This window comes from Ochrobactrum sp. RH2CCR150 (assembly GCA_014138095.1).
Lineage (GTDB): Bacteria > Pseudomonadota > Alphaproteobacteria > Rhizobiales > Rhizobiaceae > Brucella > Brucella gambitense.
Genome location: JACGXE010000006.1, coordinates 164,971 through 189,802 on the forward strand (window position 1 = coordinate 164,971; position 24,832 = coordinate 189,802).

Consider the following 24,832-nt stretch of genomic DNA (forward strand, 5'->3'; position numbering starts at 1 on the left):
CAATTTCCAAGTCTGAAACAGTTCACGCCAGCCCGTCTGGCGTGAACCGGGCTTCAGTACAACGAGTTCCGGACATCCCCCATGCTCAATCTTTTTCTGCTGCAGTCCCTTAACGGGATTCAGTTTGGCATTTTGCTCTTTCTCGTCGCCGCCGGGCTGACGCTGATCTTCGGCGTCATGGACCTCATCAATCTGGCGCATGGCGTTCTTTATATGGTCGGGGCCTATCTGACTGCGAGTTTCACTGCCATGACCGGCAGTTTCTTCTATGGCATCCTGATTGCCCTTCCCGTCACGCTTGTCATCGGCATCGTGCTGGAAGTGCTGGTCTTTCGACGATTATACGAACGAAGCCATCTCGATCAGGTTCTGGCGACATTCGGACTGATCCTGATTGTGAATGAACTGGTGAAGATCATCTGGGGTGCAGCACCGCTCAGCGTGCCGATGCCCGAATCCCTGTCCGGCTCCATCCAGCTGTTTGGAAACCTGCGCTATCCCGTATATCGCCTGCTGATCATCGCGGCTGGCCTTCTCACAGCGGCAGGCCTCTATGTCCTCGTCAATCACACGCGCATCGGCATGCTGTTGCGTGCCGGAGCAACCAATGGCGACATGGTCTCGGCTCTCGGCATCAATATTCGCCGCCTGTTCATGGTGGTGTTCGGATTGGGCGCGATGCTTGCAGGCTTTGCTGGCGGCATGGTCTCCCCCATCCTCTCGGTCGATCCGGGCATGGGCGATTCCATCCTGATCCTCACCTTCGTTGTCATCGTGATCGGCGGCGTCGGTTCGGTGCGCGGCGCTTTTGTTGCGGCCATCGCTGTCGGCCTCGTCGATACGCTCGGCCGCACCTTCGGGCCGATGCTGCTCCGCAATCTGCTTGATCCTGCCGCCGCTTCCCAGATGGGCCGCACGCTGGTGCCGATGCTCACCTATATTCTGATGGCAGCCGTGCTCTATTTCCGCCCGACCGGCCTCTTCCCGGCACAGGGAGGAACGCGATGAGCGAGATTACCCATAACAGCGCCCGCGATACCGCTATGCCGGAAAAGGCCAAAAACCGACCGTCGCCTTTGCTGGATGCGGGGCCGTGGCTGGTCTTCGCCGCCTTTGCAATCGTTCCGCTTCTTGCGTCCGCTCTCGGCGACAGCTTTCTTCTGGTGATCGTCACCCGCATCATGATCTTTGCGCTGGCAGCGCTTTCGCTCAACTTCATCATGGGTTACGGCGCGCTCGTCTCGTTTGGTCATGCGGCCTATATCGGGATCGGCGCTTATGCGGTCGGCATCCTGTCCAGCTATGGCATTGATGATCTGATCCTTCAGCTGGTCGCGGCTATTGTCGCCGCGGCGATCTTCGCCTTCGTCACCGGCTATATTTCGCTGAGAACCAGCGGCGTCTATTTCATCATGATCACGCTGGCCTTCGGACAAATGGCCTTCTTCTTCATGGTGTCCCTTTCCGCCTTTGGCGGCGATGATGGAATGACGCTGTCGTCGCGTTCCACGCTGTTCGGCAATACGCTGCTTTCCGGCAATCTGGTGCTGTTCTATTTCGTGCTGGCGCTGCTTGTCGGGGCGTTTCTCGTCTTTCGCATGCTGGTGCATTCAAGGTTCGGTCGCGTGCTGCGCGGAACGCGGGATAATCCGGTGCGTATGCGCGCCATCGGCTTCTCGCCGTTCTCGTTTCAGCTCACCGCCTATGTCATCGCCGGTGTGGCGGCGGCCATTGCAGGTGTTCTGCTGGCCAACCAGATCCAGTTCGTTTCGCCTGCCTTCATGAGCTGGCAGCGCTCCGGTGAGTTGATCGTCATGGTGGTGCTGGGCGGCATGGGCACGCTGATCGGCCCTGTCCTCGGCGCAACCGCCTTCATCGTGCTGGAAGAAGTACTCGCTCACTTCTCCGAGCACTGGAAACTCGGCCTCGGCCTTTGCCTCGTTCTCGTCGTGCTGTTCAGCCGCGACGGTATCGGCGGGCTGATCCGCAAGCTGCGTGGAGGTTCCGATGTCGGATGAACTTCTTCAGGTCAATGACCTGCACAAAAGCTTTGGCGCGCTTAAGGTCACGGATGGGGTCAACCTGACCGTCAAACGCGGCGAGATTCACGCGCTGATCGGCCCGAACGGTGCTGGAAAGACGACGCTGATCCACCAGCTTTCGGGCAATCTGAAAAGCGACCGTGGCTCGGTGATTTTCGATGGCCGCGACATTTCCAGTCTCGCCATGCCCAGTCGCGTTCACTTAGGCCTTGCACGCTCGTTTCAGATCACCTCGGTTCTGGAAGGCTTCAGCGTGCTTGAAAATGTTGCGCTGGCCGTTCAGGCGCGATCAGGCTCAAGCTTCCGCTTCTTTCAGGCGGCGAGTAAGGAAGCCGGGATCAACAAGCAAGCCATGGCAGCACTCGCCCGCGTGCGGCTGGACGACCGTGCCCATCGCCGGGCCGGAGCGCTTTCTCATGGCGAAAAGCGCCAGCTTGAGATTGCCATCGCGCTTGCCACCGAAGCACAGATGCTGTTGCTCGATGAGCCACTGGCTGGCACCAGCCACGAGGAATCCGTAGTGCTGGTCGAGTTGATGCGCTCACTGCGCCAGACCCATACGCTGGTTCTGATCGAACATGACATGGACGCCGTTTTCTCACTGGCTGATCAGGTGAGTGTGCTTGTCTACGGGCGCGTCATCGCATCGGGAACACCCGCCGCCGTGCGCTCCGATCCGGATGTGCGCGCCGCCTATCTCGGTGAAGAGGAGGCCGCATAATGCTGAAAGTCGAAGGGCTCCAGAACGCCTATGGCCAGTCCCGCATTCTCTTCGGCATCGACTTTGAAGTCGGTGCGGGAGAGGTCGTTACGATCCTCGGCAGAAACGGCATGGGCAAAACCACAACCATCAAGTCGATCTTCGGCTTGCTGCCGCCCAAGGGCGGCAAGGTTTTCGTCAATGGCCAGGATGTTACCGGCAAACCGCCCCATGCGATTGCACGCGAGGGGCTAGGGCTGGTGCCGGAAGGGCGGCAGATATTTCCAACGCTCAGCGTTGAGGAAAACCTCTTGGCCACCCGGCGCTCGGATGCCCGCTCGTCCAAATGGACGCTGGAGAGCATCTATCGGATGTTCCCGCGCCTGAAAGAGCGGCGGCGCAATATGGGCAACCAGCTTTCCGGCGGTGAGCAGCAGATGCTGGCGGTTGGGCGCGCGCTGATGACCAATCCGAAAATGGTCGTGCTGGATGAGGCGACCGAAGGATTGTCGCCGCTGATGCGCGAAGAGATCTGGTCCTGCCTGCGCAACATCAAGGATGAGGGTGAAGCGATCCTCGTCATCGACAAGAATGTCGATGCGCTGGCGCGCTTTGCAGACCGTCACGTGGTTATCGAAAAAGGTCGTGTGGTGTGGAGCGGCGACAACGCTGCGCTGTTGAACACCCCGGAGATCAAGGAACGTTACTTGCACGTTTAATCGAGAGCACATCACATCCCCGAGAAGATGTGCGTGAAAACAAATAGTTAGGACGACCTCGACGGTTCAGCTCTCACTGAAACGCTTGGGCAGTCGAACGCAAATGACTGGCATTGACAGGAGAAGAGCATGCACCCCAGCGCTCATGTGGACACATTCGTTCTGGATAATCTCCCGGCTGCGGAACTTCTACCGGACATCATCAATCTTGACGAACTCGGCTACCCGGAACAGCTGAACGCGACCTATGAACTGGTGGATGCGCATCTGGCAAACGGCAAGGGCGACCGCATCGCCTTGCAGGCGCCGGGCGTGCGCTGGACCTATAGCGATCTTGCCGCCATGATCAACAAGATCGCCAATGTGCTGACCGACAAGCTCGGCATGAAAACCGGCAACCGCGTGATGATCCGCTCGGGCAATAACCCGACCAAGATTGCGCTTTATCTGGCGATCATCAAGGCAGGCGGTGTCGTCGTGGCAACCATGCCGCTTTTGCGCGCCCGGGAGCTGGTCCAGATCATCGACAAGGCCGAGATCAGCATTGCCTTTTGCGATCAAACGCTGATCGGTGAAATGCAAAATGCCGTGGCGCAGACCAGCTTCATCAAGACACTGGTGACCTGGGAGGACAATGCGGGCGGAGAGCTTGGCGCATTGCTGGCCGATGCATCCAGCGATTTCGATGCAGTGGCAACGCGGGCGGATGACCCCTGCCTGCTCGGCTTTACATCAGGCACCACGGGCTTGCCGAAAGCCACGATCCATTTTCATCGCGACCTGCTGATCGTCTGCGACTGCTATGCGCATCACATTTTGGACGCGACGGAAGATGACATCTTCATCGGCTCGCCGCCGCTGGCCTTCACATTCGGTCTTGGCGGACTGGTTCTCTTTCCTTTCAGGATCGGCGCTTCGACAGTGCTTCCGGCAAAGACCGCGCCCCATGATCTGGCGCTCGCCATTGGAGATTATAAGCCGACTGTCTGTTTCACCGCACCAACGGCCTATCGCGCCATACTTTCGAAAATTGATCAATATGATCTGTCTTCACTGCGCAAATGCGTTTCAGCCGGTGAGGCTCTGCCGCTCCCCACTTTCGAAGCGTGGAAGCGCGCAACCGGGCTTTCGCTTGCAGATGGCATCGGTGCTACGGAAATGCTGCATATCTTCATCTCCGCGCCGGAAAACGACATTCGTCCCGGTGCGACCGGCAAACCGATCCCCGGCTATGAAGCACGCGTCATTGATGACAAGGGGCAGGAATGCGCGCCCGGGACCCCTGGACGTCTTGCCGTTCGTGGACCACTCGGCTGCAAATATCTGGCCGACCCGCGCCAGACCAAATATGTCGAGAACGGCTGGAACATCACCGGCGATACCTATGTCATGGATGACGACGGCTACTTCTGGTATCAGGCCCGCAACGACGACATGATCGTTTCCGCCGGATACAATATTGCCGGGCCGGAGGTCGAGGCCAGCCTGCTCGCGCATCCGGCTGTGGCGGAATGCGGCGTGGTGGCAGCGCCGGATGAGGAACGGGGCTGCATCGTAAAAGCCTATGTGGTACTCAACGAGGGTTATAATGGCGATGCGAGCTTGCAGGAAACACTGCAACGCCACGTCAAAAGCGAACTCGCGCCCTATAAATATCCGCGCCTGATATGCTGGGTTTCCAGCCTGCCCAAGACAGAATCCGGAAAATTGCAGCGATCCGCCCTGCGCGCGCAGGCGGCAACCGAAGCCCGCGCCTGACGCGGCTTCACGCATGAAACATGCAGGAGACTTCAGTGCTTCAAGACTTCGATACCGCCTATGACAATATGAAAGCCATCAGCGATTCCGCCACGTACCCGCCACGCTGGACGGAACTGGCCTCGGGCTTTCGCGCAAAAATGCGCGATCAGGGCCGCTTGATCCCTGACATCGCTTATGCCGAGGGTGCGCGCAACCATTACGATCTCTTCCTGCCGGAAGGCACGGCCAAGGGTACGCTCGTCTATGTCCATGGCGGCTATTGGAAGGGGCTGGACAAAAGCTTCTGGTCGCATCTGGCACAAGGCGCGCTTGCGCGCGGTTATCGCGTGGCCATGCCGAGCTATACGCTGTGCCCCGAAACGCGGATTTCCGGCATCACGCAGGAAATCGGTCGTTTCATTGACCATCTGGCGCAGGAAGTGGATGGCGAGATCGCCTTGACCGGCCATTCCGCAGGCGGCCACCTCGTCAGCCGCATGGCTTGCGAAAACGCACCCATTGCCGCCGCAACGGCAGACCGGATCAGCCGTGTTCTTTCCATCAGCGGGCTGCATGATCTGCGCCCGCTGCTCAAAACCGCGATGAACGACATTTTCCACATGGATGCGGAAGAAGCCGTCGCAGAAAGCGCCGCTCTACAGCGCCCGCGCGCGGAAATTGCCGTGCATTGCTGTGTCGGCGGCGGCGAACTGATGGAATTCCGGCGGCAAAATGCGCTGCTGGCAAACATCTGGTACGGATTGGGGATCGAGACCAGCGCCTGGGAAATCGACGGAACGCATCATTGCAATGTGATCGACACGCTCTGCGATCCCGAAAGCCGCGCCGTTAAATTCCTCTGCCCGTAAAGCCGAGAACGCGAAACGCTTTTCGCTTATAGCGGAAAGCGTTTTCAGAAATGCTCTATCGGAAGGCCGCGCCGCTCATGTCCTGACAGGGCGAACCCCGTCGGCTCGGCTTTTGTCCCGCCGCTCATGCGGTTGATCATCACGGCCACTTCGGTTCTGTTATGCACACCGAAACGCTTGATCAGATCATCGACATAATCCTTCACCGTATGGGGCGAAAGTTCCAGATGCCGCGCAATCTGCTTGTTGGTGTTGCCCGCAGCCAGCAACCGGGCGACTGTCGAAAGACGCGGCGGCAGGCTGGTCAGATTGGCGCCGGGCGTCTTCGCCGGACGGCCTTCCTGGATATTACGCAAGGCTAGCGCCGACGAGCGGCACAGCAATGACACCTGCTCTTCGAGCTGCGTTGCGTGCATCTCGAAACCGGCGGCATAAATCAGCGCCTGAATATTGCCGCCGACATAAATCGGGCAGCACAAGTTATCGTTGTAGTTCCATCGGTAGAGCAGCGTTCGCATCAGCGGCACATTGCCCGCTGCATTCTGGGGCAATCGCGAGCCAGCAACCGCGCTGGCATTCTGCACCACTGCCGCAATCATCGGATCTGAATCCGCCAGCCCGTTCTGATATTCGAGAAGAAAGCCGGTGGGCGTGTTGATGCTGTGAAAAAGGCGCGGCCGATTATTCTCCAGCAAATAAATTCCAAGCGAACGCACGCGCAGAACATGCGCGGCAAAATAATCGCAAGCTATTGTAAAATCGTCATAATTACGGCTCTCCGCAACAGAAAGTGCTGCAGAGACCCGCTCGTCTATCGATAGTATTTCCCTGGGCATTCTCTCTCCCGAATTCCCAAGCCCCCCATTCGGGGGGAATGTTTGTTCCCGCTCTTGTTCGTATCATTCCCGCTTACAACGACTAAATCAAGGGGAACCGTTTTGGATACCAGCGTGCACCGGGCTCACACCGCCGACAACTATTCCGCAGTCATTCAGGGCTTCAACGACCGCCTGCAAGCCATTCTACCTTTGATTGAAGAAAAGGCGGAAAAAGCGGAACAACTCGGGCGGATGCATGATGACGTCGTGGATGCGATGCGCAAGGGCGGCTTCTACACGATGCTGTTTCCCAAGGAAGTTGGTGGCGCAGAATTGCGCCCGATCGATGCAATGAAAATCATGTCGGCGCTTTCTTATGCCCATGCCTCATCCGGCTGGTGCACGATGGTCAACAATATGGAAGGCACGACCATGGCGATCTACCTCGACGACGAGGGGATTGCCAATGTGTTCAAGGATGGCGTCGATGTCACCATTGCAGGCAACGGCGTGCCGCGCGGCTTTGCCCGCAAGGTCGATGGCGGCTACATGATCCGCGGCAACTGGGCCTATGGAAGCTCCATCTTTCATGCGGAATGGATTCATTCCGGCTGCTTCCTGCTTGATCCCAAAGACCCGAGTGGCAAGGCGCTGCTGAAAGACGAAACCGGCGCGCCACAAATCATCGTCGCGCATCACCCGCGCTCGACAATCCAGCTGCTCGGCAATTGGGATGTGCTCGGCCTGCGCGCAACCGGCAGCTTCGACTATACGCTGGCAACCGATGAAGACCTCTTCGTGCCGGATTCCATGGTCTATAGTTTCACGCAATCCGCACCGAAACGCGGTCAGTCGCAGGGGCATCTCGGACTGGCGGGCTACAGCGCCCTCACCCATACGAGCTGGGCTATTGGTGTCGGTCGCCGGATACTCGACGAACTCGCCAAGGTGATACGCCAGCGGCAGGACCCGTTCGGCAAGAGTGCGGATAGCGCCAGCCTGCGGTTCCAGTTTGCCAATGCGGAAGCCCGCTATCGGGCGGCGCGGGCGCTTGCCATGGAAACATGGGAAGATGTCTCGCAGACCACCGCATCTGGCGGTGTTCCAACCCTCGACCAGATGACGATGGTAAAGCTCTCGCTGCGCTATATGCACGACATCGTTTCCGATGTGGCGACATTTGCGCATCGTGCGGCGCGCGGCGCATCGCTGCACAACACGGCCATGCAGCGTTTCTATCGCGACATTCATTCCGGCACCCAGCATATTCTGCTTGCCGACCAGATCGTCGAGGAATGCGGCAAGGGTCTGCTCGGCCTGCCCGGCCCCGATGCACGGTGGACCGTTTTCGGCATCAGCGAAAACTGAGACCGGCCATGACGAGAAATATTGTCAGCTTCGTCGGGTGTGATCGCCCGACGAAAGTTCACCGGCTAACCCAAGCGATTGCCGCAAGGCTGGAAGCGGAAGACGATGTGTCGGTCACGCATCTGGACCTGTCGCATGCCGGGCCGAACCTGTTTACCGTCAATCGCAAGGCGCTCGACCGGCAATCCGAAAGCCTCATTTCGGAGATCGAGCATTGCGATGCCTTGATCGTCGGCTGTCCGGTCTATCAGGGAAGCTATCCCGGCCTTTTCAAGCATGTGTTCGATCTCGTCCATCCACTAGCGCTGCGCGGTCGCCCGACCGTGATGTGCGCTGTGGGCGGCGGGAATCGTCACGCGCTGGTCGTCGAGCATCATCTGCGTCCGCTCTTCGGCTTTTTCGAAGCGGGAACCGTCGCAACCGGCATCTATGCCTGTTCGGCGGAACTGGAACCGGACGGGCTGTTGCCTCCGGCCCTCGAAGCGCGGATCGACAGCGCCGTCGACCAGATGAGAAAGCAATTGGTCCAGTCACACCAAGCCAGCGGCATAAGGTGGAAAGATGTTGAATTACTCGAGCAGTTTTGAAAAACACACGGTCGAAATCCGAGGCAAAACCGTCACCTATCTCATAAAGGGTGAAGGCAAGGATGTCGTCTTTCTGCACGGAACCGGAACATTTCCCGGCTTCGACAGTCTCGCCGACATTGCTTCGCGAAACCGGCTCATCATTCCGTTTCATCCGAATTTCGGTGAAAGTGACGATGATGCCGATATCGTGCAGATGGGCGACTATGTGCTCCATTACATGGATTTCTTCGATGCGCTGGGGCTGGACCAGTTCAGCCTCGGCGGTTTTTCGCTGGGCGGCTGGATCGCCGCCGAATATGCGATCAGACAGCCCGACAGGCTCTCGGCGCTGTTTCTGGCAGCACCCGCCGGTCTTGACCTTCCGGCCATCCCTCTCCCCGATCTGTTTCAGGTCGCGCCTGCCGATATTCCCGCCCATCTGGCGCACGATCCGGCGGTCGCGCTCCGCTATTTCCCATCTGCGCCCGACAGCCGGTTCGATGCAGCACTGGGACGCGAAATGGGCGCGCTGGCGCGGGTCCATGCAACCGACGGCCGCGGCAATCAAAAGCTTGGCCATTGGCTGCACCGGCTGAACATGCCGACCCTGATCCTCTGGGGCGAGGAAGACCGGGTTATCCCCGCGCAATATGCCGAAGAGTGGCAGCGCGGAATCGCTGGCGCACGGCTGGAGAAGCTCGGCGCAACCGGCCATCTGCTGTTTGAAGAGACGCCGGCGGCGGCGACACTTGTGCGCGATTTCCTGTCGACGGTCTGAGGTCCGTTTTCAAGCATTGGGCACCGCACGCTCCCGCTTGGGAGCATCATGAAGTTGCAGGTAAAAATAAGGGGAACCAGACCATGCAATGGGAAAGCCTATCGGACTTCGATCAATCCAGAATAAAGCGCTGGCAATGGGGCATGCTGGCGCTGGCGCTGTTATGCGAGATGTTTCTCGCCGCCGACTGGTACGCCTTTGCGGCGGTGATACCGTTCATTTCGGAAACACTTCAGCTCGATTCCGCGCAGGCCGGTCTGGCGCAAGGGATCTTTGCGCTGACCTATGGTCTCGGGATGATTGTCTGGTCGCAACTCAGCCGTCGCATGAATGCGCGATCGCTGCTGCTGATCGGCCTGTTCTGCACCGCCATCGGCATGGTGGCGCAAGTCTATGTCCAGACCTATGCCCAGCTGATTGCGCTGCGCCTGTTCATCGGCTTCTTCGATGCCGCTATCTTCCTCGGCAATATGAAACTCATCATCGGCTGGTTCCCGCAGAAGCGGCGCGGCAGCATGATCGGCTTGATCCTCGCGGCCTATAGTCTTGCAATCACGCTGGACTTCGCGATTGGCATTCCGCTTTCCATCACCTATGGCTGGCGCACCTTCTTCGCCATTCTTGCCATCGGTACGCTGGTGACAGCGGCTAGCGTGCTGCTCTTCACCCGCAACAATCCGGCCCATATCGGCTTCAAGGATTTCCGCTGGGAACCCGAAAAACCGCAGACCTCCACGGCGTCACTGTCCAGCATCTTCCGCTCGAAATGGATCATCGTCGGCAGCCTCGGCATTTCAGCCTGCACAATGGCCATTGCCGGAACCGCGACATGGGTCATTCCCGGATATATTGCCGTGCATCAGATGCCGGTGGAAGACGCGGCCCTGATTGGCACCTTGATGGGGCTGTCGCAGGTCGTGTTTCTCGTCATCGGCGGTTACGCCGCCGACCGCCTGAACAAAACGGGGATGATCAAGTTCGGAACCGTGCTTGCCGTTCTGGTCGCGGCAATGTTCACCCTCGGCATGGCGGTACCGCTGGGCTTTGGCTGGCTCATCCTGATGGCGCTTTTGAGCGGCGTGGCGCTTTTCGGCGGTGGTGCGATCTTCGCCTTTCTCAGCGAAAAGTATCCGGAAGAACTGGCGACGGCAGCCGTTGGCTATGCCGAGATTTTCGCCATCCTTGCGACCTTCATTTCACCCTGGGTCATGGGCGTGGTCATCAAGGTTTCGGGCGGGTCTTTTGTCAGCGCCTTCCTGACCTTCGCCATCATGGAAGCGATCATTCTGGCCATCATTCTGGTGGTCACGCGCGAGAGCTTCAGCCTGAACGACGACAAGGTCGCCATTGCCGCCAGCGGTAACGGCATTTCGGGCGAGGCCTCCCGTTCCTGATCCAGGAACTTTGCGGATGCGGCGGATGCGAATGACAGGTCGCATCCGCCTTTTTCTCTGGCTTCTTTCCGCAACCGATATTAACACCGATGAGAGCGCCTTGTTGCGTCTGATGCCGAACCGCATCGGGCGTATGACTGTTGCAACCATGATCTAAAGCGAGGGAATTCATGGAGGAACGCTTCTCAGGTACGGTTCTGGCTTCCGAGCATCTGGAAGAGAATCCCGCGCGTTCGCTGGGCGAGATCGGCCTGAACAGTTTTGCGCCCTACCTGATGAACCGCCTGATGGCGCGCTATAATGCAAACCTCGCGGATGGGCTGAAGGGCCGCCAGATCACAACGGTCAAGCTGCGCACGCTCGCCGTTTTGAGTGTGACCCCTTCGGCCACCATCAACGAGCTGGCGGTCTTCACCGTGACCGAACAATCGACGATGAGCCGCACGCTCGATTCGCTTGAAGAACAGGGTTACATTCGCCGTCAGGCGCGCGCCGAAGACATGCGCATCCGCGATATTTCGATGACCGAAGAAGGACGCAACATCTTCAACGAAGCATGGCCGACCATGTATGATCTGCTGTTGCAATTGTTTGAAGGCATTGATGAAGACGAGCACCGCGCCTTTGTCGGCACCTTGCAGAAAATGCTGCGCAATATCCGTAAAAACGAACTTTGAAATTATGCTGAATAATAGGCCGATCCGCTTTTGAAAGCGGATCGGCTTTTTTGTTGCTTAGAGCATTTCCAGCAAAAATGCGTAGCGGTTTTGCGTAGAATAATGCGTAGAAACAAATAGATAGAGCGGTTCCACGATTCCGTTTTAACCGGAACCGCTCTAGTCCGTCGAGCGAGACGGGATCAGCGCGGTCGCTACAGCGGCCAGAGCGGCGACGATAGCAAAGATGTAGAAGTTCCATTGCGGGCCGACATTGAGGCTTGCGATCAAGCCGCCCAGAAGCGGACCCGACAATGCGCCAATGCGGGAGAAGCTCAGCGCCCATCCGGTTCCGGCAGAACGGATTGAGGAATCGAGCCGCTGCGCCAGAAAGCCTGTCAGCACCAGCGACGCCGACACAGTGCCGAAACCGGCAATTGCAACGAACACATAATTCATCAGCAGCGAGCCTTTGAAGGCGAGCGCCACAATGCCGAGCGCGCCCAGCGCATAGGAACAGGCCACCGTGCGGCGCACGCCGAAACGATCTGCCCATGTGCCCAATACAATACCGCCGATTGCCGAGCTGAGGCTGAAAACGGCAAGGAACAGCAGGCTGTTGCCGAGATCATAGCCGTTCTTGCGCATGATCTGCGGCAGCCATTGCGCAAGACCATAGACCAGCAGCAGCCCCATGAAGAGCGCGATCCAGAAGCAGGCGGTTTCGAACGCCTTTTTCGGGGAGAAGATTTCATTGAAAACGGTGCGCCAGCCAACCTTGCCATGCTTGCGGACAATCGCCGCCGGAACACCGACGCCCATGCGCTGCGCGGTCTTGCGCGCCGCATCGTGCTTGCCGCGCTGGACCAGCGATTCCACGCTTTCCGGCAGGAATGCGAGGAAGATAGGCACAAACAGCAGCGGCACCGCGCCGATCAAAACGATGGTGCGCCAGCCATGGGCTTCGAGAAAGCCACGACCGCAGAGCGCGGCAGCGAGCAATCCCATGGAATAGCCCGAATACATGAGCCCGTAATTGAAGCTCTTCTTCTTGACCGGGGAATATTCAACCGTCAGCGCTGCCGCGACCGGAATAATTCCGCCAAGACCGATGCCCGAAATGAATCGGCTCAATCCGAAGATGAAGGGTGTCGGCGCCATGGCGCTGACAATCATGCAAAGTGAAAATATGGTGATACAGGCGACGAACAGCGGCTTGCGTCCATGAAGCTCGCTCAGCGTGCCTGCCAGAATGCCGCCGATCAGCATGCCGATCACCGTATAGCTGCCGATGGCGCCAAGCTCTATCGGCGTCAGCTGCCAGACCGGATCGACGGACAAGGCAGGCAGAATGGCCCCGATGACGCCGACGTCATAGCCTTCCGCGAAAATCGCGAGCCAGCACAGGCCCACGACCAGCAGGCTTTTGCCCACCGATATCTCCCTGCCGGCCACAGCCGGCGCATCTATGCTCTGCGCTTGAGACATAGTCTTCCCCTTTTCTTTGAAAGTGCGGCGCGCGTCCTCGTGCACGCCGACGTTTCATGTCGAACATGACTGTTCCGGCATCTTTGCGATGCCCTGCGCTCTTTGATCAGAGCGTCGCGATTGTTTTCAGTGCGCCATCGAGCGCAATGCCCTGTTCATCCAGCAGGGCCGCCTGCCGCAAACGCCGCAGCCACGCTGCGCCGTCGTCCCGCTCACTCAGAGCGGGCAAGGCGGACATGACGCGGTCAAATTTCGACAGGCCACGCGAATGCGTGTCGGAATAGCCCTTGACCAGACGGCGGCAACCCAGAACCTCGACCGCGAGATCATAGTTCTTGGGCAAGGCGGCCAGCGCCTGTGCCAGCCAGGCTTCACAATGCTCAGTCTCTCGCTGATGGCGCAGGCTGCCGCGCCGGAAACGACGCAGGCCCGAGACGACATAAAGCCCGGTGAACCAGAACAGCGTTCCCGTATTCACCCGACGACCCTTGCTGACACGCTTGTCAAGCCATGCAAAGAGTTTCGGGCGATTTTCGATCCAGGCGCCGATACCTCTCGGCAATGTGCCGCACACTTCTTCCATGCGCGGATGCATATATTCGGTCGTATAGGCGATCTGGTCTTTCTTGAGGCCAATTTCCTTGCGCACCCGCTCGAACCGCGAGCCGCGCACCTTGATATCGGCCACCCGGACCACATCGTCATACGCCATGGCGACAGCGACATATTTTGCCGCCTGTACGGTGAAGGCAAAGCCGTGCGCCGTACCGCCATTGGCAAGATCGGCCTTGAGCATGCCGGCGCAACGGTTCAAATATTCATCTGCATAGGCCGGGTCCTGAAACTCGGTCAGCTTCTTGATGCCCGCGAAAAGCATCGGATGGCACTCACCCGGAAACTCATTGCGGATGCGCTTGATAAGCCCCTCCAGTGCTGGATGCTCAGCCCGCTCTGGCAGAGGGTCCAGCCGCTTTGCAGGCGTTGCCGCCAGCTTGTCATTCGCGCCGCCAAGTGCTCGCTGATAGGCAGCATCAAAAGCTCTCAGACTTGCCTCGATGCCTTTACCGCCAGACTTGATGGTTGCTTCAAAGGCGGCCTTGTCGAAAGGCAAAGCGCCCGAAGCCGCAAGCGCGCCGAACAGAGCCGAAGATACCACGCTGCCGCTTTTGGTTGCCAGTGCTTCCATGTCGAAAGCGATGGTTTTGCGCGCAGCAAAGGCTGTCGCGTCCTCCACGACCACCGGATTGCCGATGCCGTCACCCGGCTTTTCCTTTTCACCCACCGCAAAGGAGCGATGAGTGGAGGTGATGAGCAAGGTCTTGTCCGGCGTCACAAGGCCGCGCAGCACCGAGCGCCCCGCTTCCATCAATTCAGCCGCAATGACGATATCAACGTCGCCGGGCGTGGGCATCAGCGACAGGATCGGATGTGCCCCATCACGGGCCCGCAACAGCTCAAGATAATAAATCGTCGCGCCGGTTCTCTGCGCCACGCCGGGCACGGAGGTGGTCTGCGCGACCCAGCCATTGTTTTCCGCCAGCGCCACAACCCAATCGGCGAGAACGCCGCCGCCCTGCCCGCCCATGGCGAGGATGGCAATCGATAGCGGTTTGTCCTGCGAAAGAAGAGCGGACGGCGATGCATTCAGTGTAGACATGGCCTGTTCCTCAATCCGCAAAGACAATGCGCGACGCGCGGCGGCGCTTTTGCAGCCAGCCAATGACACCGGAGCGCAGACGATGCACGAACTTGTCCCAACCCGTCGGATTGTGGATGACATCGGCGCGATAGAAGGACGGGCACAGAACCGCCGCTTCCGAAACCTCACCGCAATTGCCGCAACCAACGCAGGAATTGTCGATGGCCGCGACCGGATCGTCCTTCAGCGGATCGTCAGTGTGCCTCACCGAAAGCGAAGGACAGCCCGAGAGGCGAATACAGGCGTGATCGCCGGTGCACACATCCTCATCGACACCGAAACGCTGCTTGACCATTCGCTTGCCGTCCTTGACAGCCTTGGCGAATTGCGGCTTCACGCGGCGCTGCTTGTTGAGCATGCATTCCGACGACGCCACGATGATCTTCGGGCCTTTTTCTTCCGTCGTCAGCGCTTCCTTCAACGTGTCGCGCATCTTTGCGACGTCATAGGTGTGGTCGATCTGGCGAACCCAGCCCGCACCGATTCCCTTGACCGCATCGACGATGGAATTGTTGGTCTTGCGGCGCGGATTGATTGCTCTGGAGGACATTACGTCCTGACCGCCCGTCGCCGACGAATAGTAATTGTCGACCACGAGGATGACACCATCCTGCTTGTTGAAGACGGCATTGCCGACCGAAGTGGCAAGACCATTGTGCCAGAAGCCGCCGTCGCCCATCACCGAAATAGAGCGCTTGCCCGCAGGCACGTTGAAAGCGGAAGCCGAGGCCGGACCAAGGCCATAGCCCATGGTCGTGCCGCCGAGATTGAACGGCGGCAGAATGGAAAACAGGTGGCAGCCGATATCGGCAGAAACGTGATGCTCGCCCAGTTCCTTTTCCACCAGCTTCATGGCAGCGAAGATCGGGCGTTCCGGGCAGCCGGTGCAGAAACCGGCGGGGCGCGGCGGAACCACTTCGGCCAGCGCCTTGACGCGCTCATCGGCCAGAACCGGTGATGGATCCGGCAGCGGCGGACGGTTGCCGAGCAATTGCGGTGCATGCGCATCGAAGAATGCCGTCAGGCCTTTCAGAAGCACGGGCGTGGTGTATTCGCCGCCCAGCGGCAGCACATCCTTGCCGGACAGTTTTGTCTGGATATCCCGGCGGCGCAGCAGCGTATGCAGCGCCTGCTCGATATATTCAGGTGCGCCCTCCTCCAGCATCACCACGGCTTTCTTGCCGGCAACGAAGTCGATGACTTCATCGTCTATCATCGGATAGGCGACATTCATCACATAGATTGGAACGCGGCTTTCGCCGTAAACATCGGCCAGCCCCATTTGCTGCAAGGCACGCATGGCGCTGTTGTACAGCCCGCCCTGGAGGATGATGCCGACATCGCCCTCTTGCGGGCCGAAATATTCATTGAGACGATTGGCTTTGACAAACTCGACGGCAGCGGGCCAACGCTTCTCGAGCTTTTCCTTCTCGTGCAGGAAGGATGCGGGCGGCAGGACGATGCGGTTCACGTCGCGCCTCGGATTTTCCAGCGCATCGGCCAGCGTGTGGGCAGGCCGCTTGTTATCCTTCGCTACAAACTGACCATGCACATGGCAGCTGCGAATACCAACCTGTAGCATGACCGGCGTGTTGGAGGCTTCCGACAGTTCAAAGCCTTTTTCAACGGCTTCCACGATCGAAGGCAGATTGGGCCGCGGCGTCAAAAGCCACATTTGCGATTTCATCGCATAGGCGTGGCTGCGCTCCTGCATGATGGAGGAGCCTTCGCCGTAATCCTCACCAATGATGACCAGCGCGCCGCCGGTCACACCGCCCGAGGCGAGATTGGACAGGGCGTCGGAGGCGACATTGGTGCCAGCCGTCGATTTCCAGGTGACCGCGCCGCGTACCGGATACATTACGGAAGCGGAAAGCATGGCCGCAGCCGCAGCTTCCGATGCGGACGATTCGAAATGAACGCCCAGATCTTCCATCACGTCCTTCGCATCGGCGAGAACGTCCATGAGGTGGGAAATCGGCGAACCCTGATAGCCGCCGACATAGGAAACGCCTGACTGCAGCAGCGCCTTGGTGATGGCGAGAATGCCTTCACCGCTGAAAATATCGCCTTCGCCGAGCTTCAGATCCTCGACTTCACGGGCGAATGAGCGCTCCGCCATGACAATTCCCCTTTTCCGTTCGCCGGAATATCAATTCATTTGCATCAGCATATTTTCTAATTCTAAACTGTGTCAATAGCGCTTTTCAGAACGATTATAATTATTGCATTTGCATATTTCTATTTGGAGGCGTTTTCCATGCTCCTTAACGGAATGTGAGAAAGGCCGCGATTTTTTCGCTTGACGTGCCAGAGCACCCAATTATATTTTAAGCTTAAAATAATTAACCGGCTCCGTTCGGCAAATATCGCTCGGCAGCATATCGGAAAGGGAACTCAACATGCGTATCGTGTGTATTGGAGGAGGTCCGGCCGGCCTTTATTTCGGCCTTCTGATGAAGAAGCTTCATCCGGAACATGACATTACGGTCGTGGAGCGCAATCGCCCCTATGACACGTTCGGCTGGGGCGTGGTGTTTTCCGACGCGACCATGGAATCGATGAAAGTCTGGGACCCGGAAAGTGCAGCCGAAATTCAGGACGCCTTCAATCACTGGGACGATATCGAGGTGTTGTTCAAGGGCACGCGCCAGCGCACGAGCGGTCATGGCTTTGTCGGCATCGGCCGCAAGCGCCTGCTCAACATTCTTCAGCTGCGCTGCGAAGCGCTGGGCGTGAAGCTTCAGTTTGAAACCGACGTGGAAAGCGATCTCGATTTCCCGGACGCCGATCTCATCATCGCTTCGGACGGCCTGAACTCCCGCATCCGCAATCGCTACGAGGATGTGTTCGAGCCCGATCTGATCGTGCGGCCCAATCGCTATATCTGGCTCGGCACAGAAAAACTGTTCGACGCCTTTACCTTCGATTTCCGCAAGACCGACCACGGCTGGTTCCAGGCGCATATCTACAAGTTCGACGACAAGACCTCGACCTTCATCATCGAAACCACCGAGGAAGCCTATCAGGCACATGGTTTGGACCAGATGGACCAGACAGCCTCCATCGATTTCTGCGAGAAGCTTTTTGCTGAGACGCTGGAAGGTGTGCCGCTGATGACCAATGCGCGCCATATGCGCGGCTCGGCCTGGCTGAACTTCAACCGTCTCATTTGCGGAAAATGGAGCCATTTCAACGGCAATTCCCATGTGGTTTTGATGGGCGACGCAGCCCATACCGCGCATTTCGCCATCGGATCGGGCACCAAACTTGCCATCGATGACGCGATTGAACTGGCCAACCAGTTCCAGAAGCTCGGTCACGGCAAGGAAGGCATTCCTGAAGTCCTGCATGCCTATGAGGAGATCCGCCGGGTCGATGTTGCACGCATTCAGAACGCTGCACGCAACGCCATGGAATGGTTCGAGGTCGTCGGCCAACGTTATGCCGACACGCTGGAGCCGGAACAGTTCATGTATTCCATGCTCACGCGTTCGCAGCGCATCAGCCACGAAAATCTGCGCCTGCGCGACAAGAATTGGCTGGAAGGCTATGAGCGCTGGTTTGCCCGCAAGCAGGGGCTGAACGTGACGGAAGACGAGCGTTGCCTGCCGCCAATGTTCACCCCCTATACGCTGCGCGGCGTGACGCTGCCAAACCGCATCGTCGTGTCGCCAATGGCAATGTATTCCGCAACCGACGGCCTGATCGACGATTTCCATATGGTGCATCTGGGCAGCCGCGCCATGGGCGGTGCGGGACTGGTCTTCGCCGAAATGACCTGCGTGTCACCCGATGCACGGATTACCCCCGGCTGTCTCGGCATCTGGAACGATGCACAGGCCGAAGGCTGGAAGCGCGTTGTCGATTTCGTGCACGGCAACAGCAATGCCAAGGTTGCCATGCAGATCGGCCACGCCGGACGTAAAGGCGCGACCAAGCTTGCATGGGAAGGCATTGACCAGCCGCTGGACGACGGTGCATGGCCGCTGCTGTCTGCCTCGGCCCTCCCCTATCTCAAGCACAGCCAGACGCCAAAGGCGATGGACCACGCCGACATGGATCGGGTGAAAGCGGATTTCGTTGCCGCCACCAAACGCGCGGCGGAAGCCGGCGTCGATTGGCTCGAACTGCACTGTGCCCACGGCTATCTTCTATCGAGCTTCCTGTCGCCGCTCACCAACCGGCGCGAGGACGAATATGGCGGCAGCTATGAAAACCGCGCACGTTATCCGCTGGAAGTCTTCCACGCGGTCCGCGAAGTCTGGCCGCAGGACAAGCCGATCTCGGTTCGTCTTTCCTGCCACGACTGGTTTGAAGGCGGCAACACGCCGGAAGATGCGGCGATCTTTGCCGAGATGTTCAAGGCCGCAGGGGCCGATCTGATCGACTGTTCATCTGGTCAGGTCTGGAAGGAAGAAAAGCCGGTTTATGGCCGTCTGTTCCAGACCCCGTTCTCCGACAAGATCCGCAACGAAATCCACATTCCGACGATCGCCGTCGGTGCGATTTCAGAAGCTGATCACGCCAATTCGATCATCGCCGCCGGGCGCGCCGATCTCTGTGCTGTGGCACGCCCGCATCTTGCCGATCCGGCATGGGCGCTTCATGAGGCGGCGAAAATCGGCATCAACTCCATCGCCTGGCCGAAGCAATATCGCTCAAGCAAATATCAATATGAAGCCAATCTCGCCCGCGCAGCCGCTGCACCGCAAGGCGCGAAATAGAGCGGTTGAGATAACAGGAGATTGCGATGAACGATCCGGCTATTGGCCTTGCCCTTTCCGGCAAACATGCGCTGGTCACCGGTGCCGGTAGCGGCATTGGCGCCGCTATCGCGGTCGGTCTTGCGCGCGCCGGGGCCAATGTGACCCTGGCTGGCCGCCGCCGCGAGCCGCTGGAAGCAACTGCCGCCCTGTTGGACTGGCAGCGATGCTTCATTGCCGATGGTTTCGACGTGACGAACCGCGAAGCCATTGAGACCGGCCTGAACGGCGCGCGCGCCGCATTCGGGCCAGTCAGCATTCTTATTAATAATGCCGGGGAAGCGCCGAGCGCACCTTTCGAGAAAACCAGTCTCGATATGTGGAGCCGCGTTCTCGACGTCGATCTCACCGGCGTCTTCAATGTGACGCAGGCGACCCTTGATGACATCAAGGCGGGTGGCAAAGGCGGGCGCATCATCAATATCGCGTCGACGGCGGGCCTGAGCGGTTATTCCTATGTCTCGGCCTATTGCGCTGCAAAGCACGGGGTCGTCGGGTTGACCAGAGCGCTGGCGCTGGAACTGGCCCGCAAGGGCGTGACGGTCAATGCCGTTTGCCCGGGCTTTACCGATACGCCGATCATTGCCCGCTCGATCCAGGCCATTGTCGCCAAGACCGGACGGTCGGAGGACGATGTTCTGGCAGAATTCGTCAAGGCGAACCCGCAGGGACGCCTGATACAGCCGGAGGAAGTGGCTGAAACCGTGCTGTGGCTCACATCGCCCGGCGCGCAATCGATAACTGGACAGGCGATAGCAATCGCCGGTGGGGAGGTAATGGCAGGATGACCGACGGCACAATTTCGATGGCGAGCAATCTGAAGCCTTTCAAGGATTATCAGGCCGAGCATTTTCTGTGGCAGACGAGCGAAGACGGTCGCGTTGCAACGCTGACCCTGAACCGCCCGGACCGGAAAAATCCGCTGACATTCGAAAGCTATGCCGAGCTGCGTGACCTGTTTCGCAATCTCGTTTATGCCTCCGACGTGCGCACCATCGTGCTGACCGGCGCTGGCGGAAACTTCTCGTCGGGCGGTGATGTGTTCGAGATCATCGAACCGCTGACCAAAATGGCGATGCCCGACCTTCTGGCTTTCACGCGCATGACGGGCGATGTCGTCAAGGCCATGCGCAAATGTCCGCAGCAAATTATTGCCGCCGTTGACGGCATTTGCGCTGGTGCTGGCGCAATTCTCGCCATGGCATCGGATTTGCGCATCGCGACGCCGGAAGCCAAGACAGCCTTCCTTTTCACCCGCGTCGGTCTCGCAGGCGCAGATATGGGCGCATGCGGCATTCTCCCGCGACTGATCGGTCAGGGCCGCGCATCGGAACTGCTTTATACCGGCCGTTTCATGAGCGCTGACGAAGGCGAGCGCTGGGGCTTCTTCAACGCGCTGCATCCGCAGGGCGACCTTATCGGCAAGGCCGAAGCGCTGGCACGCAACATCGCCGACGGCCCATGGTTCGCGCATGGCATGACCAAAACCATGCTCAATCAGGAATGGGCGATGGGCATTGAAGAGCTGGTGGAATCGGAAGCGCAGGCGCAGGCCATCTGCATGGCGACGCAGGATTTCCGCCGCGCCTTCGAGGCTTTCGCAGCCAAGCAGAAGCCCGTTTTCGAGGGGAACTGACCATGGATAGTTCCGCAGCAAAACCGCTGACGCGGGAGCATCTCGACTGGCCGTTTTTTGACAAAAACCACACCGACTGGGCCGCGAAGCTCGATGCCTTTGCAGCGAGCCCGGCGCTGGCAAATGTCGATCACAGCGACACGGACAATGCCTGCCGTGCTTTGGTGAAAGCGCTGGGCCAAGCCGGGCTGCTGGAAGCGGCTGTCAGCCTGACAGGCGGCGAAGGCATCGATTCCCGCAAGCTTTGCATCGCCCGCGAGACATTGGCTTATCACGATGGTCTCGCCGATTTCGCTTTTGCCATGCAGGGCCTCGGCACCGGCGCGATCAGCCTGACCGCATCGGACGAACTCAAGCAGGCTGTGTTACCGAAAGTGGCAAGCGGCGAATGGATTTCGGCCTTCGCTCTTTCGGAAAAACTGGCCGGGTCCGATGTGGCGGCGATGAGCTGTGCCGCCAGAGCTGACGGCGACCATTATGTGCTCGACGGTGAAAAGACCTGGATTTCCAATGGCGGCATCGCCGATGTCTACACCGTCTTTGCCCGCACCGGCGAAGCGCCGGGCACGCGCGGCATTTCGGCCTTTGTTGTTTTCGCCACCGATCCCGGCTTTTCCATTGCGGAGCGCATAGATGTGATCGCGCCGCATCCGCTCGCCACGATCCGCTTCGACAATTGCCGTATCCCGGCCTCGCGTCGCCTCGGCGCGCCGGGCGAAGGCTTCAAGATCGCCATGCGCACGCTCGACATTTTCCGCGCATCGGTTGCGGCAGCGGCACTAGGTTTCGCACGCCGTGCGGTCAGCGAAGCGCTGTCCCATGCACGGTCGCGCCCGATGTTTGGCGGCGCATTGGCCGACTTGCAGCTGACGCAGGCCACGCTTGGAGACATGGCGACCGATATCGACGCCGCAGCACTTCTGACCTATCGCGCAGCATGGCGGCGCGACGTTCAGAAGCTGAACACAACCAAGGAAGCCGCAATGGCCAAGATGGTTGCGACGGAAAACGCCCAGCAAACCATCGACAAGGCCGTGCAAATGTTTGGTGGTCGCGGTGTGAAAAGCGGCGAAATCGTCGAGCGGCTTTATCGCGAGATCCGCGCACTTCGCATCTATGAGGGCGCAACAGAAGTGCAGAAACTCATTATCGCGCGCGAACTGCTGAAAGCGAATTAAAGCCTTTTACCGCGCGCATTTTCTGGAGACACAACATGCATAAGACACTTCAGCCGCAAGGCTGGGCCCGCCCCATCGGATATGCCAATGGCGTTGAAGCCCGCGGGCGCACCGTCTACATCGGCGGCCAGATCGGCTGGAACGAACAGCAACAGTTCGAGACCGACGATTTCGTCGAGCAGACCGAGCAGACATTGAAGAATATTGTCGCCATTCTGGCGGAAGCTGGCGGCAGGCCGGAACATATCGCCTCCATGACCTGGTATTTCACCGACAAGGTTGAATATACCGCCAATCTGAAAGGCATCGGTCGCGCCTATCGCGATGTGATCGGCAAGCACTTCCCCGCAATGGCGGCAGTGCAGGTTGTCGCGCTGGTTGAAGACCGGGCCAAGATCGAAATACAGGCTTTTGCCGTTATACCGGACTGAGGCAACCATGGCCGATAGACGCGAATTCTCCCCCGCTGTGACAGGCACGGTTGTCGACGGCATTCTTGTCGTCACGGTCGAAAACCCGCCGGTCAACGCCACATCCGCTGATGTGCGCAAAGGTTTTGCCGCAGCCATTCGCCATGCTTCTGGAGAAGCGGCGATCCGTGCGACCGTGCTGAGCGGTGCAGGCAAGATCTTCATCGGCGGGGCGGACATTCGCGAATTCGGCAAACCGCCGGTTGAACCGACATTGCCGGATGTTATCACGATTATCGAAAGCGCCGACAAGCCCGTGGTGGCCGCGATCAACGGCCCCGCTTTGGGCGGCGGGCTTGAGGTTGCACTTGCGGCGCATGCCCGTATCGCATCGACCAGCGCCTCATTTGCCTTGCCGGAAGTCAAGCTCGGGATCGTGCCCGGCGCTGGCGGCACGCAGCGCCTGCCCCGACTGATCGGGCCGCTCGCAGCACTCGACATGATCGCGACGGGACGCCAGATTGCACCGGATGAAGCGCTGCAACTGGGCCTGATCGACCAGATATCGAACGGCGACCTTGTGGCCGACGCTATCGAGTTAGCCAATGCGCTGATCGACAAGCCGTTGCTTCGGACCGGCGATCTGCCCGTTACCGCACCCGATGCTGCCGCCTTTGAACAGGCTAAAGCCAAGATTCTGAAAAAGGCGCGCGGCGCGACGGCTCCCGGCGAAGCGGCGCGGCTGGTCCAACTCTCGACAACGACCGCGATTGCCGAAGGTCAGGCCGAAGAGCGGACAACCTTCATTCGCCTGCGCGACAGCGCGGAAGCAGCCGCCTTGCGGCATCTGTTTTTCGCCGAACGCGCCGCTGGAAAAGTAGAAGGCATTGAGGCGAAGCCTCGGGCGCTTTCCACCATCGGCATTGCCGGGACCGGCCTGATGGGGTCGGGCATCGCCGTCGCCTGTCTCGCCGCTGGCTATAAGGTCATTGGCTATGAAACGACTGCAGATGCAGCCGCCAAGGGCCATACGCGGATCAGCGACATGATCCAGAAGTCTGTCGATACCGGCAGGCTTTCCACCGAAGCCGCAGACGCGCAACGTGCGAAGCTCACTGTCAGCGCCGACATGGCTGCGCTTACCGATGCGGATCTTGTCATCGAAGCTGTGTTCGATGATTACACCGTGAAGGCATCGCTGTTCCGCGAGCTTGATGCGTTGCTGCCTGCGGCAACCATTCTCGCGACCAATACAAGCTATCTCAACCCGGATGAGCTGGCCGCCGTCACGAACCGCGCCGACCGTGTGCTGGGCCTGCACTTCTTCTCGCCGGCCAATATCATGCGGCTCCTGGAAGTGGTGCGCTGTGCGGAGACCTCCGATGAGACGCTGGCAACCGGCATCGCCTTCGCCCGCAAGATCAAGAAGCTGCCCATCGTCACCGGTGTCTGCGAAGGCTTTATCGGCAACCGGATGTTTTCGGCCTATCGCACTGAAGCCGAGAGAATACTGGCCGAGGGGGCTTATCCCGAAGATATCGATCGCGCCATGGAAGCCTATGGCTTTCCGATGGGACTTTTCACTGTTTACGACATGGCCGGGCTGGAAATAGCCTGGGGGCGGCGCAAGAGAGCGGCGGCAAGCCGCGATCCCAACCTGCCCTATTTCGATGTTGCCGACAAATTGTGCGAAGCCGGGCGCTTTGGGCGCAAGGCCGGTCTCGGCTGGTATCGTTATGCGGATGGTGTTCGCGCCAGCGACCCGGACGTTCACGCGTTGATCGACGATTACCGCGCACGCAACGCCATTGTCCCTTGCAGTTTCAGCGATGAAGCGATCATGCAGCGCCTGCTCGCCGCCATGGCGAATGAAGGAAAAGCGCTGCTTGAAGAAGGCATCGCGCGCCATTCCGACGACATCGACCTTGTTCTGGTCAACGGCTACGGCTTCCCCTCGATCAAGGGCGGCCCCCTGTTCGCAACAGGCGATCAGGCGAAGTAA

General features: G+C 59.1%; 22 protein-coding genes. 18 read left to right on the plus strand and 4 right to left on the minus strand.

Annotated features, from left to right (window positions below; all coding sequences use genetic code 11):
* Nucleotides 1–81: 81 nt before the first annotated feature.
* From FHW03_RS14805 to FHW03_RS14830, 6 genes are all read left to right on the plus strand, one after another.
* On the plus strand, nucleotides 82–1,008 hold the full coding sequence (locus FHW03_RS14805) for a branched-chain amino acid ABC transporter permease (protein ID WP_109366847.1): 927 nt from the start codon (nucleotides 82–84) through the stop codon (nucleotides 1,006–1,008).
* Nucleotides 1,005–2,018 carry a branched-chain amino acid ABC transporter permease gene (locus FHW03_RS14810; protein ID WP_182521316.1) on the plus strand — a complete coding sequence of 338 codons (1,014 nt, stop codon included), beginning with the start codon at nucleotides 1,005–1,007 and terminating at the stop codon, nucleotides 2,016–2,018. Before FHW03_RS14805 ends, FHW03_RS14810 begins: the two co-directional genes overlap by 4 nt.
* Nucleotides 2,008–2,763 carry an ABC transporter ATP-binding protein gene (locus FHW03_RS14815; RefSeq protein ID WP_182521317.1) on the plus strand — a complete coding sequence of 252 codons (756 nt, stop codon included), beginning with the start codon at nucleotides 2,008–2,010 and terminating at the stop codon, nucleotides 2,761–2,763. Before FHW03_RS14810 ends, FHW03_RS14815 begins: the two co-directional genes overlap by 11 nt.
* The gene (locus tag FHW03_RS14820) at nucleotides 2,763–3,461 is read left to right on the plus strand and encodes an ABC transporter ATP-binding protein (RefSeq protein ID WP_182521318.1); all 699 of its coding nucleotides are present in this window, start codon (nucleotides 2,763–2,765) and stop codon (nucleotides 3,459–3,461) included. The genes FHW03_RS14815 and FHW03_RS14820 overlap by 1 nt, the downstream gene beginning before the upstream one ends.
* A 129-nt stretch (nucleotides 3,462–3,590) precedes the next feature.
* Nucleotides 3,591–5,219, plus strand: coding sequence for a benzoate-CoA ligase family protein (locus tag FHW03_RS14825; protein WP_182521319.1), 1,629 nt, complete (start codon nucleotides 3,591–3,593; stop codon nucleotides 5,217–5,219).
* Between the two features lie 35 nt (nucleotides 5,220–5,254).
* On the plus strand, nucleotides 5,255–6,070 hold the full coding sequence (locus FHW03_RS14830; RefSeq protein ID WP_182521320.1) for an alpha/beta hydrolase: 816 nt from the start codon (nucleotides 5,255–5,257) through the stop codon (nucleotides 6,068–6,070).
* A gap of 44 nt (nucleotides 6,071–6,114) precedes the next feature.
* Here the strand turns inward: FHW03_RS14830 and FHW03_RS14835 are convergent, their stop codons facing one another.
* Nucleotides 6,115–6,906, minus strand: a complete 792-nt coding sequence (locus FHW03_RS14835; RefSeq protein WP_210277280.1) for a LuxR C-terminal-related transcriptional regulator — start codon at nucleotides 6,904–6,906, stop codon at nucleotides 6,115–6,117.
* A 114-nt stretch (nucleotides 6,907–7,020) separates the two neighbouring features.
* Between FHW03_RS14835 and FHW03_RS14840 the strand changes: the two genes are divergently transcribed.
* The 6 genes from FHW03_RS14840 to FHW03_RS14860 all read left to right on the plus strand — a co-directional run bounded on the left by FHW03_RS14840 (nucleotide 7,021) and on the right by FHW03_RS14860 (nucleotide 11,674).
* A complete protein-coding gene (locus tag FHW03_RS14840) occupies nucleotides 7,021–8,256 on the plus strand; it encodes an acyl-CoA dehydrogenase family protein (RefSeq protein WP_377514895.1) in 1,236 nt (411 codons plus the stop codon).
* Between the two features lie 8 nt (nucleotides 8,257–8,264).
* Nucleotides 8,265–8,843 carry an NAD(P)H-dependent oxidoreductase gene (locus FHW03_RS14845; protein WP_182521322.1) on the plus strand — a complete coding sequence of 193 codons (579 nt, stop codon included), beginning with the start codon at nucleotides 8,265–8,267 and terminating at the stop codon, nucleotides 8,841–8,843.
* Nucleotides 8,818–9,603: an alpha/beta fold hydrolase gene (locus FHW03_RS14850; protein ID WP_182521323.1), complete on the plus strand. Its 786-nt coding sequence runs from the start codon at nucleotides 8,818–8,820 to the stop codon at nucleotides 9,601–9,603. Before FHW03_RS14845 ends, FHW03_RS14850 begins: the two co-directional genes overlap by 26 nt.
* A gap of 83 nt (nucleotides 9,604–9,686) precedes the next feature.
* Entirely contained in the window at nucleotides 9,687–10,997 is a 1,311-nt protein-coding gene (locus FHW03_RS14855) for an MFS transporter (RefSeq protein ID WP_182521324.1), read from the plus strand.
* 31 nt (nucleotides 10,998–11,028) lie between these two features.
* On the plus strand, nucleotides 11,029–11,154 hold the full coding sequence (locus FHW03_RS26070) for a hypothetical protein (RefSeq protein WP_280993381.1): 126 nt from the start codon (nucleotides 11,029–11,031) through the stop codon (nucleotides 11,152–11,154).
* A gap of 13 nt (nucleotides 11,155–11,167) precedes the next feature.
* Nucleotides 11,168–11,674: a MarR family winged helix-turn-helix transcriptional regulator gene (locus FHW03_RS14860; RefSeq protein ID WP_078338198.1), complete on the plus strand. Its 507-nt coding sequence runs from the start codon at nucleotides 11,168–11,170 to the stop codon at nucleotides 11,672–11,674.
* Between the two features lie 159 nt (nucleotides 11,675–11,833).
* Here the strand turns inward: FHW03_RS14860 and FHW03_RS14865 are convergent, their stop codons facing one another.
* The 3 genes from FHW03_RS14865 to FHW03_RS14875 all read right to left on the minus strand — a co-directional run bounded on the left by FHW03_RS14865 (nucleotide 11,834) and on the right by FHW03_RS14875 (nucleotide 16,962).
* A complete protein-coding gene (locus tag FHW03_RS14865) occupies nucleotides 11,834–13,141 on the minus strand; it encodes an MFS transporter (RefSeq protein WP_182521325.1) in 1,308 nt (435 codons plus the stop codon).
* 106 nt (nucleotides 13,142–13,247) lie between these two features.
* Nucleotides 13,248–14,798, minus strand: a complete 1,551-nt coding sequence (locus tag FHW03_RS14870) for an indolepyruvate oxidoreductase subunit beta family protein (RefSeq protein WP_182521326.1) — start codon at nucleotides 14,796–14,798, stop codon at nucleotides 13,248–13,250.
* A gap of 10 nt (nucleotides 14,799–14,808) precedes the next feature.
* A complete protein-coding gene (locus FHW03_RS14875) occupies nucleotides 14,809–16,962 on the minus strand; it encodes an indolepyruvate ferredoxin oxidoreductase subunit alpha (protein WP_182521327.1) in 2,154 nt (717 codons plus the stop codon).
* 280 nt (nucleotides 16,963–17,242) lie between these two features.
* Between FHW03_RS14875 and FHW03_RS14880 the strand changes: the two genes are divergently transcribed.
* The 6 genes from FHW03_RS14880 to FHW03_RS14905 are packed head-to-tail and all read left to right on the plus strand — an operon-like array spanning nucleotide 17,243 to nucleotide 24,832.
* Nucleotides 17,243–19,567, plus strand: a complete 2,325-nt coding sequence (locus tag FHW03_RS14880; RefSeq protein WP_182521328.1) for a bifunctional salicylyl-CoA 5-hydroxylase/oxidoreductase — start codon at nucleotides 17,243–17,245, stop codon at nucleotides 19,565–19,567.
* Between the two features lie 26 nt (nucleotides 19,568–19,593).
* Nucleotides 19,594–20,394: an SDR family NAD(P)-dependent oxidoreductase gene (locus tag FHW03_RS14885; RefSeq protein ID WP_182521329.1), complete on the plus strand. Its 801-nt coding sequence runs from the start codon at nucleotides 19,594–19,596 to the stop codon at nucleotides 20,392–20,394.
* Nucleotides 20,391–21,242 carry an enoyl-CoA hydratase family protein gene (locus tag FHW03_RS14890; RefSeq protein ID WP_182521330.1) on the plus strand — a complete coding sequence of 284 codons (852 nt, stop codon included), beginning with the start codon at nucleotides 20,391–20,393 and terminating at the stop codon, nucleotides 21,240–21,242. Before FHW03_RS14885 ends, FHW03_RS14890 begins: the two co-directional genes overlap by 4 nt.
* A gap of 2 nt (nucleotides 21,243–21,244) precedes the next feature.
* Nucleotides 21,245–22,420: an acyl-CoA dehydrogenase family protein gene (locus tag FHW03_RS14895; RefSeq protein WP_182521331.1), complete on the plus strand. Its 1,176-nt coding sequence runs from the start codon at nucleotides 21,245–21,247 to the stop codon at nucleotides 22,418–22,420.
* Nucleotides 22,421–22,455: 35 nt separating this feature from the next.
* Entirely contained in the window at nucleotides 22,456–22,851 is a 396-nt protein-coding gene (locus FHW03_RS14900; protein ID WP_078338190.1) for a RidA family protein, read from the plus strand.
* Nucleotides 22,852–22,858: 7 nt separating this feature from the next.
* Entirely contained in the window at nucleotides 22,859–24,832 is a 1,974-nt protein-coding gene (locus tag FHW03_RS14905) for a 3-hydroxyacyl-CoA dehydrogenase NAD-binding domain-containing protein (RefSeq protein ID WP_182521332.1), read from the plus strand.